The following is an 8,619-nucleotide window of genomic DNA, read 5'->3' as shown; positions in this document are numbered from 1 at the left end:
TGTTTGATCTGAGCAGAATGGAAACGGGTTATCTGCCTCAGAACTATTGAGAGAAGAATGAACAGGAGCCGTGTACGAGGCCCGTACGCACGGTTCTGTGAGAGGGATGAGGTGAGTTCATTCTCACCTCACCCTACTCGATTTGCGTCGCGTTGTCGGCAGACTTGCAGGAAAACAATTATTATACTGCTCTAAATTTGTGGTTTGTAAATCGATTGTATAACTGGGGAACTCATCAACATGAGCAATGTCGAACGCAAACTATTAGGCAATAAGTCTCTTAATGCGTTCCTATTTTTATTCGCCATTTTAAGCTCTTTGCTGATCGGTATGATCTCAGCGGTGTATCGGCTGCAAAGCCAGAATTATGTACAACGCTTATTTGCAGAAGAACAACATTCTGTGAATCTGCAACGGGCGGTCGTCCGCAACCTTTTTGCTTCGCTCCACAGTGACTTGGACTTTCTGGCCGGGCAGGATATTTTACAAGCCTATCTGCAGCAACCGACGGAAGATCACCTCGCTGCGGTTCAAAAAGAATATCTCTTCTTTATCAGAAACAAGAAAATTTACGATAAGGTCCGTTACATTGAGAACAGCGGCTTGGAGGTGGTCCGGGTCAATTACAATGCCGGTCGGCCGAGAATTGTAACAACGAAGCAGCTGCAGAATAAGTTCCCCCGTTACTATTTTGCCGAAACTTATCCATTGTCGAAGGGACAAACCTATATTTCGCCGCTCGACCTGAATGTTGAGCGAGAAAAAGTGGAGGTGCCCTTCAAGCCGGTAATACGTTTTGCCGCACCGGTATTCGATCGGCAGGGACAAAAGAGGGGAATTGTGGTGCTGAATTATCTGGGGAAGAATTTGCTCGATCTGATCCAGAATGTCGGTTCTGTAGCCCGCGGGCAGACGATGTTGCTGAATTCCGATGGTTATTGGCTGAAGCACCCGCAAGCAAATTACGCGTGGGGTTTCATGTTTGACGAACGTTCCCATTTAACCTTTGCCAAGAAAAATCCACAAGTCTGGCGCCAGATGCTCGCTTCTCCTTCAGGGCAAGTAAAGACGGACTCTGGAATTTATACCTATACCACGCTTGAGCCATTGGAAAATTCTGTTGATGAGCGCAGTGGCAGCGAACCTTATTTCTGGAAAATCTATACGTTTATCTCGTCGGAAAAGATTACTGCGCATACACAGAGTTTGTTGAATAATCTATTTCTACTCACTGTCGGTCTTTTGTTTGGAGCTGCCGTCGTCGCATGGTTTTTCACCTTGTTCATAACTCGGAGGAAGCTCCACCGGAAACGACTTCTCAATATGGCTCACTACGACAGTTTGACAGGCCTACCGAATCGAATGCTGTTTTTTGACCGCTTGAAGCAAACGCTTGAAAATGCCAAGCGCCATGGTCGTCAGTGTGCTTTGCTTTACATCGCTCTCGACGGCTTCAAGCAAGTAAATGATAATTTCGGGCATGTTGTCGGTGACGAGTTGCTTACAGTGGTGGCCAAGAAAATGGCTCGGTGCTGCCGCTCAGCAGATACTCTGGCCCGTTTGGGGGGAGATGAGTTCGCGCTATTAATGGTTGAAGTCAACAGTAGTTCGGGGGTTCAGACTTGTGCTGAAAAAATGCTCGAACTGCTGCATGAGCCGTTTCATTTAAAACAGGGAGAGGTGGTTATCGGTGCCAGTATCGGTATCGCTCTTTTCCCGGCTCATGGAACAAATCAGGACGTTTTGTTCAAAAGAGCCGACCAAGCCATGTACGTTTCGAAGAATCACGGCAAAAACAGGTACACATTTGCCGAGGGCTGAGTCTTACAGGTTATCGACCACGATTTTTTGTCCAACCGAGGCATTGAAAAAACGTTCTCCAAACCGATCTGCCAGCTGTTGGGCCTGACGCAGGCCGGTGCAGTGAGACACACCGATTTTCGCAATATTCAGTTCCTCCAGACGATCAAGAGTTGCCTCCAGCTGTTCGGTGTTGCTGAATTTCAAATGGGTGCCTCCAATCAACATGCAGATTTTGTCCTGTCCGGTCACCTTGCGGGCATGCTCGATGATATTCAGTACACCGGCATGGGCGCAGCCGAGGAGGAGGATCAAACCATTTGGGCTATCGATGAACAGCGACAGATCATCAGCCAGTGGATCGGGTATTTCCTTCCCCTGCTCATCAAGAATGATCAGATGTGGATCGCCGGTTTCAAATTCATTGCATCGTGGAACCTCGCCCGAAAGGGTCAGCTGCGTGCCCACCTGCTGCGGGGAACGGTCTAAGTGGAAGATGGCTCCCAATGTTTCCAGCTGTTCTTTATGCCAGGGGATGCCGATGGCGCGCAATTGGTTACCGTTGCGGCTGTGACGAATCTGGAAAATATCTGGATGACCGAAGATCGGGATTGGGCCGGTACGCTCCAGGACCTGCCGCAGGCCGCCGGTGTGGTCGAGATGGCCGTGACTGAGGAAGATCCCTTGTAGCTTGGTGAGATCGATGTTCAGCTTGTCGCTGTTCAGAAGGATGGTCTGTCCGGCGCCGGTATCGAACAGGTAGTCCCCCTGTTCGGTCTGCAGGTGACAGGAAAACCCATGCTCGCCGAGCAATCCCGCCGGACTGACCCGCTCGACGCTGTTTTCACAAAGGATTGTCAGGCGGATTTTCATGTTCTATCCGATGATTAAATATAGGATTTCGAGAAGTGCCGTTTGGTGGCGTCCTGGAGCTTGCTGACGACATGAAAGGCTTCCTTGAGTAATTCCTGTTCACTTTTCGACAGCTGGAACGGGTCGAGATAGTGGCTTGGCTTCTGCCCGTTTTCTAACTGCACGATTTCGTTGCGTAGCCTCAGAAAGTTCAGGGCTTCCAGCGCCGCTTTGATATGTTCTGCCGTGTCGGTTTCGAAGACCTTGCGTTTGACCAGCATGTTGAGCCGATCCTGAGTGGTGGTCTGTTGAATCCCTTTTTCCAGCACGAACATGCGGGTGCAGTCGACGATGTAGATGCTGCCACCCTGCTTGACCGACAGCAGACCTTTGTGCTCCCCGTCTTTGGCAACTATAAAACGCCCGAGCAGCCCGACCGGAACTTTGTAGCGCAGATCAAGGGACATCATGTGGTAGAGGAAACCTTCGAAACGGCGGATCTCTGAAAAGACGATGTCGTGTAGCGCCTGGGCGAGGTTTGAATCTCCCTCCAGCGGTACGAAATCGAAGAAGATCGATGAGTAGCGCACTTTTTGCGGTTCCGGGTTTTGTACCCAGTCGTGTATCCGCTTGTGCCAGTCGATCAGACGGCCGCGCCACATCGGATTGTTACACATCACTTTCCCCTCGCATAAGGGGTAACCGACCTTGGCCAGCGCAGCGACCAGCTTTTCACTGAAGGGAACGAAGAACTGCTCGATCTCCGGCAGCCGTTCATCCGACACGTCCTCAAAGATAAAGCCGTTATCCTGATCCGGGTTGAGCAACATCTCCCGCCGGCCGCCGGAGCCCATCAACAAAAAGCAGTATCTTACCGTTGGGCGCTGATATCCTTCAGCCAGCATCTCTTTGAAACAGATCTGATAAACCTTTTTGATGATACTGTGATGGATGTAGGAGATGATTTCCATCACTTCCGGGGTTGAATGGGTTTCAGTCAGCAGAGCGCGGGCAACGGTCAGGATTTCCCTTTTTGTCGACGCCAGCCCTTCCAGGGTGGTTTCTTCGTTGACCGAACCGACCAGCAGCATCGCTTTCTGGCTGCGGTAGCGCATCAGCTCTCGCATGGTGACTATGCCGACCAGTTGGCCGTCGTCAACGACTGGCAGATGCTTGATACCGTGGGCCGTGATATAGGCCATCGCCTCATACATATAGGTTTGCGGTGAAACCGAATGCGGGTGCGCAGTCATCACCTCGGCTGCGGGAATAACGTCGCAATCGGTGTCGTCCGGGCTGATAACCTTGGCGATCAAATCCCGCTCGGTGATGATACCGATGGGATGTCCTCCCGCATCGACAACCAGCACTGAGCTGACCGCTTTTTCAGTCATCTGTCTTGCAACATCACGGGCCGAGGTGTCTGGACCGCAGGTTTCGACCGGCGATGACATGATTTCCGAAAGGCGTTTTTTGAACGGGTACGCCTCCATCTGGGTGACGGCGTTACTGGTATGCTCCTTGACGATCTCCGCGTAGAGGCTGCGGACCCGGCTCAGCATCATGCGGGTAAAATACTCGCTGACCTGTGGGTATCCCTTGGCTACCTTCTTCAACGCCTTCTCGGGGAGCAGGTAGCAGGTGGTCGGAGTGACGGTGCGTACTCCTCCCGTGTATGGTTCGCCGGTGAAAATCGGGGTGCCGCCGAAGAACTGCCCCTCTTTTCGATAATCGACCACCATCTCTTCGCCTCCTGGGGCGTTGGTGGTGATTTCGACCATCCCCTCCATGATTACATAGAGAAAGCCGGTCGGTTGATCGTGCTGGTTGACGATGTGGATGTTGGCGCCGAAAGTCCGCTTGACGGCACTTTCGCGCAGCTCCTGAAAAAGAACTTCAGGCAGGTGGCAGAACGGTTCACTGTCGCGGAGATGGATTATACCCATGCTAAAGAGTTCCTCTGGCGGATTGTGGCGAATCGGCTGAAAATAAACGTATTTGATTTTACACGGACCGATTTAGGGCGGCAAATTTTTTCCACGAAATTCTTTGCAGGTAATAAAAATCCTCAAGGCGGCAAACGGCAGGTCGGGGACGGTTCGAGTTGCGATCTTGTGGTTAGACCGAGTTTTTGTTTTCGTTGTATTCCGGCAGATTGTGAATTTTGCGCAGTAGGTCGTCGCTGCGCTCGATGGAGTCCTCATCAAGTTTATCATGCATGATGTTGGAGACGACGATATTGATCAAAAACGCCATCGGACAGATGATCAGTGAACTGGAGGTTGCAGGCAGCAGCCCGCCGCCGTGAAAGGTCGCGATCTTGGCGCTCCAGCCAAACATCGCCAGCAGGGTCATGCCGAGACCGAAACACATCCCGGCCAGTGCGCCGTATTTGTTCGCCTTTGAGTACCAGATGCCGAGCACCACCACCGGGAAGATAGTGTTGCCGGCGAGGGCAAACGCCATGGCGACGATCTGGGCGATTAGAGCGATCGGGTTGAGAGCAAAGAAGATGACGATAATGCAGAGCACGGCGGTGACCATGCGGCCGACGTTCAATGCCTGGCGGTCGCTACAGGTTGGTCGCCAGACTGTCGAGTACCAGTCGTGGGCGATTGCCGAGGCGCCGGCGACCAGTAGCCCTGCGACGGTCGATAGCCCGGCAGCCAGAGCCCCAGCAGCCAAGTAGCCGATAAAGGCGGTGCCGAGTTCGGCGGCTTCCGGTGCCGAGAGGATGATGACATCGGCAACTTCGGAACCGCCGGTCGGGTTCCAGAATTTTCCAAGGACAGCATAGACCGGAGAAGACCAGTAGAGCAGGCCGATAAAGAACAATCCCCAGAGCACCGATTTACGGGCGGTGTCCTCGTTCTTGACGGTGTAGAAGCGGATCATGATGTGGGGCAACCCGGCCGTGCCGACCATCAAGGTGAAAACCAACGCCAGGAAGTGGTAGTAATCGCCATGCCCCCAGGGCAGGAAATCCCGACGTAGCTTTTCGGTCGCTTCTGCGCTCAGTTGGCCTGCGGCGCTTTTGCCGTTCATCAGATCGCCGAGGATATTGCCGTATTCGAGCTGTGGCAAAAATCCGGCGCCACCAGCTTTCTTGATCAGGAACCAGAGTGGCAACAGAAAAGCGGAAATTAACACCACGTATTGGATCTGCTGATTTCGCGTCACCCCGGCCATCCCTGAAATCAGCATGTAGACGCAGACCACTCCGGCAGCGAAGAAGACGGCCATCGTGTAGTCCATGCCGAAGATCCAGCCGCAGATCAGGCCGATCCCTTTGAATTGGGCGGTGGAATAGGTGATGGCGATGATTACTGTGACAAAGGCAGCGATCATCCTAACGCCATGACTATTGTAGCGGTCGCCGAGAAACTCGGGGATGGTGTATTTGCCGAAGCGCCGGATCTGGGCTGCGATTAGGCAGAGCAGCAGCACGTAACCGCCAGTCCAGCCGATGATGTAGCCGAGACCGAACCAGCCTTTTAAATAAAGCAGGCCGGCGACGCCCATGAACGAGGCGGCAGACATCCAGTCGGAGGCGATCGCCGCTCCGTTGCCCAGCTTGCCGATCCCTTGGTTGGCGACCCAGTAACCGGAGGTAGATGAAACCTTCGACAAGAAGCCTACGCCGATATAGACACAGAGCAGGGCGATCATGATGATCGCCGGAACCATCTTGAAGCCGTGCTTGATCTGGTCGATCTCTTCGCCGGCCGCAGTGGCAAGGTTTGCGCTCAGCAGCAGAAGCAACAATGTCAGCAGCAGGTTGAGGGTGTTTCTGTTCATTTCAAAGCTCCTGGAACCGGTGAGATTATTTGTTTTGCAGGTGTGTGATCAAGTGGTCCCAGAGGGTGCAATAGAGTTTGCAGAGCAGAACAAAGCCGATCGTGCATCCTTGCGCTAGCAGCCAGTAATGGAGCGGGAATCCAAGTACACTGCGATCTTCGGTAAAGTAGGATTGACCGAGCCCGCTCGGGTCGCCGAGCCCGGCAAGCCAAATCAGGGTCGGGATGCCGAAGCTCAAGAAGGCCCACACGGCGAGGATGATCCGCACCACGGACACTTCGGCTTTCATACTTTCGGTAGATGGGGCGAAAAAGTTGACATGCACTCTTTCTCGTGGGGCCATCCGCTTGCCTCCTTGCAATAAATAAAAATCAACATTTATTAGAGTTGGTTCGATTAATCATCAAGAATGAAGCAAGATGTTAACCCTGACAACCCATTTTATTCGTCAGCTAAGGTTCTTTGGCGGTTTTTACTGTTCGATTGTTGAATTTTTTCCAAGATCGGCTGATCCGCAGCGAGAATATCGTAAGCGCCGAAATCTTGCGGCCCTACCCAGGCATGATCGGCAACTTCAAGGTGCTCGATCGTGCCACTTTCCCACCGGCAGAGATAAGCAAGTATCAGGACATTGCCCCATTCATAGTGGTGGTAAACGGTTTCCAGAACTGATCTCACGGAGATTTCAATGCTGAGCTCTTCACGCAGTTCCCTTTTTAAAGCAGCGTGCGGGGATTCGCCCGGGTCTATTTTCCCGCCAGGAAATTCCCAGAACCCGCCTAGTTTTTTGTCGGCCGGTCGCTTGGTGAGCAGATATCTGCCGTTTTTCTCTATGACTGCCGCGCAGACGGCAACCGGCAATTTCAGTTGCTTTAATGACATCGTTGTTAACCTGTTTTTTGTTGGTCCCGCGCCTACTCTGTGATAGAAACATGCACCGAAACGAATCTGGAATGCCCGTTTCAAGACGCGGCAGAGTAGTATTTATATAGGTTGCCCAGGAGTTTGTCCATGTTTCAGTTGTCCGAAAAAGGTCGCAGTGTCCGGCAAATGTTTGATGATATCTCGCCCCGCTACGACTTGCTCAACCGCCTGTTGTCGTTCGGTATCGATCAGCGTTGGCGCCGCTTTGCAGTCAGCCAGTTGAGCGTGCCGAAAAACGGCCGGGTACTTGATATAGCGACTGGCACCTGTGATGTTGCGCTGGAGGTCGCAGAGCAGAGCGATCCGTCGGTGACTATCGTCGGCGAAGACTTTACCCAGGGGATGCTGGTGCATGGCCAGCAGAAGCTGAACAACTCAAGACACGGTTCGCGGATCATGCTGGTCAACGCCCCCTGTGAAGCGATTCCCCACCCGGCTGCATCGTTCGACGCCATCACTATCGCCTTTGGCATCCGCAATGTGGTTGATCGGCAGGGAGGGCTCAACGAAATGTTTCGAGTACTTAAGCCGGGCGGGCGTGCGGTGATTCTTGAATTTTCCAACCCGCGCAGCGAACTGTTCCGTAAAATCTATTACTTCTATTTTCAGAAAATTCTGCCGACCATCGGCGGGCTGATCTCAAAGCGCAGTGCCTACCAGTACCTGCCTGATTCTGTAATCGAATTTCCCAGCCAGGAAGAGTTTTCGGTGATGATGGGTAAAGCCGGGTTCCAGCGGCTGCAGTATTGTGATCTGACCTTCGGGATCTCTACCGTTTATGTGGGGGATAAACCGGCCGCCTAATTGTTGTCGCGTAACGCAAAACCAAAGAGCGGAAAAGGAAGAGTCGTAATTTAATCTCTTCCTTTTTTTTTCGTTTCGATTTGAATAGCGATCCGATCCCTGTTCGGTTAGAGGATGAAGGCTGAACCCTTTGGGGAGATGCTCAGGGCCGATGAAGTTGTTTGGCACTTTCAGTGGCATGTCGGTGGCGACAATGCCTTTCAGCTCGCCTTGCGTTTCCATCTCCCGACGAGCCCTAGTGGCGACCGAACCAACTATATGGCGGTCGATTGCTTGGCCGATCCGACTGACCGTTTCTGTGAACTACCCCGCCGCAAGCGACGGAGCTTCCTGTTTCAACGAACCATGACTCGTAGACCGGCTCTTGCGAGCCGTTCCGCCGTCAGAGGATTCTCCACGGGCGTGACTTCGGGCAGTTCCTGCCCTAGAAAGAATATTGAG

The 8,619-nt window shown here is 52.6% G+C and carries 8 protein-coding genes; 3 read left to right on the top strand and 5 right to left on the bottom strand.

What is annotated here, in order from left to right; translation table 11 throughout:
* The first annotated feature begins 240 nt into the window (after positions 1 to 240).
* Positions 241 to 1,821, top strand: a complete 1,581-nt coding sequence (locus Q7J88_RS11640) for a sensor domain-containing diguanylate cyclase (RefSeq protein ID WP_303722398.1) — start codon at positions 241 to 243, stop codon at positions 1,819 to 1,821.
* Between the two features lie 3 nt (positions 1,822 to 1,824).
* Here Q7J88_RS11640 and Q7J88_RS11635 read toward each other — a convergent pair whose 3' ends face one another.
* The 5 genes from Q7J88_RS11635 to Q7J88_RS11615 all read right to left on the bottom strand — a co-directional run bounded on the left by Q7J88_RS11635 (position 1,825) and on the right by Q7J88_RS11615 (position 7,332).
* Complete coding sequence (locus tag Q7J88_RS11635; protein WP_303722397.1) at positions 1,825 to 2,673, bottom strand: MBL fold metallo-hydrolase; 849 nt, start codon at positions 2,671 to 2,673, stop codon at positions 1,825 to 1,827.
* Between the two features lie 14 nt (positions 2,674 to 2,687).
* Entirely contained in the window at positions 2,688 to 4,598 is a 1,911-nt protein-coding gene (locus Q7J88_RS11630) for a putative nucleotidyltransferase substrate binding domain-containing protein (RefSeq protein WP_303722396.1), read from the bottom strand.
* Positions 4,599 to 4,770: 172 nt separating this feature from the next.
* Positions 4,771 to 6,450, bottom strand: coding sequence for a VC_2705 family sodium/solute symporter (locus Q7J88_RS11625; protein ID WP_303722395.1), 1,680 nt, complete (start codon positions 6,448 to 6,450; stop codon positions 4,771 to 4,773).
* A gap of 25 nt (positions 6,451 to 6,475) precedes the next feature.
* On the bottom strand, positions 6,476 to 6,793 hold the full coding sequence (locus tag Q7J88_RS11620; protein WP_303722394.1) for a DUF4212 domain-containing protein: 318 nt from the start codon (positions 6,791 to 6,793) through the stop codon (positions 6,476 to 6,478).
* 98 nt (positions 6,794 to 6,891) lie between these two features.
* Positions 6,892 to 7,332 (bottom strand): (deoxy)nucleoside triphosphate pyrophosphohydrolase, encoded by a 441-nt coding sequence (locus tag Q7J88_RS11615; protein ID WP_303722393.1) that lies wholly within the window; start codon positions 7,330 to 7,332, stop codon positions 6,892 to 6,894.
* 129 nt (positions 7,333 to 7,461) lie between these two features.
* On the opposite strand from Q7J88_RS11615, the gene ubiE reads away from it, so the two are divergent.
* Positions 7,462 to 8,178 (top strand): bifunctional demethylmenaquinone methyltransferase/2-methoxy-6-polyprenyl-1,4-benzoquinol methylase UbiE, encoded by a 717-nt coding sequence (gene ubiE / locus Q7J88_RS11610; protein WP_303722392.1) that lies wholly within the window; start codon positions 7,462 to 7,464, stop codon positions 8,176 to 8,178.
* 114 nt (positions 8,179 to 8,292) lie between these two features.
* Positions 8,293 to 8,619: hypothetical protein (locus Q7J88_RS11605; protein ID WP_303722391.1), on the top strand; the 327-nt coding region annotated here is incomplete at its 3' end.

This window comes from Malonomonas rubra, from assembly GCF_003247215.1.
GTDB lineage: Bacteria > Desulfobacterota > Desulfuromonadia > Desulfuromonadales > Geopsychrobacteraceae > Malonomonas > Malonomonas rubra_A.
The sequence above is the reverse complement of the archived record's forward strand: the minus strand, read 5'-3'. Positions and strand labels throughout refer to the sequence as shown.

Excerpts from the sequence above, each read along its gene's own strand:
- Q7J88_RS11640 (WP_303722398.1), top strand. The coding sequence starts at position 241 with ATGAGCAATGTCGAACGCAAACTATTAGGCAATAAGTCTCTTAATGCG.
- Q7J88_RS11635 (WP_303722397.1), bottom strand. The coding sequence starts at position 2,673 with ATGAAAATCCGCCTGACAATCCTTTGTGAAAACAGCGTCGAGCGGGTC.
- Q7J88_RS11630 (WP_303722396.1), bottom strand. The coding sequence starts at position 4,598 with ATGGGTATAATCCATCTCCGCGACAGTGAACCGTTCTGCCACCTGCCT.
- Q7J88_RS11625 (WP_303722395.1), bottom strand. The coding sequence starts at position 6,450 with ATGAACAGAAACACCCTCAACCTGCTGCTGACATTGTTGCTTCTGCTG.
- Q7J88_RS11620 (WP_303722394.1), bottom strand. The coding sequence starts at position 6,793 with ATGGCCCCACGAGAAAGAGTGCATGTCAACTTTTTCGCCCCATCTACC.
- Q7J88_RS11615 (WP_303722393.1), bottom strand. The coding sequence starts at position 7,332 with ATGTCATTAAAGCAACTGAAATTGCCGGTTGCCGTCTGCGCGGCAGTC.
- ubiE (WP_303722392.1), top strand. The coding sequence starts at position 7,462 with ATGTTTCAGTTGTCCGAAAAAGGTCGCAGTGTCCGGCAAATGTTTGAT.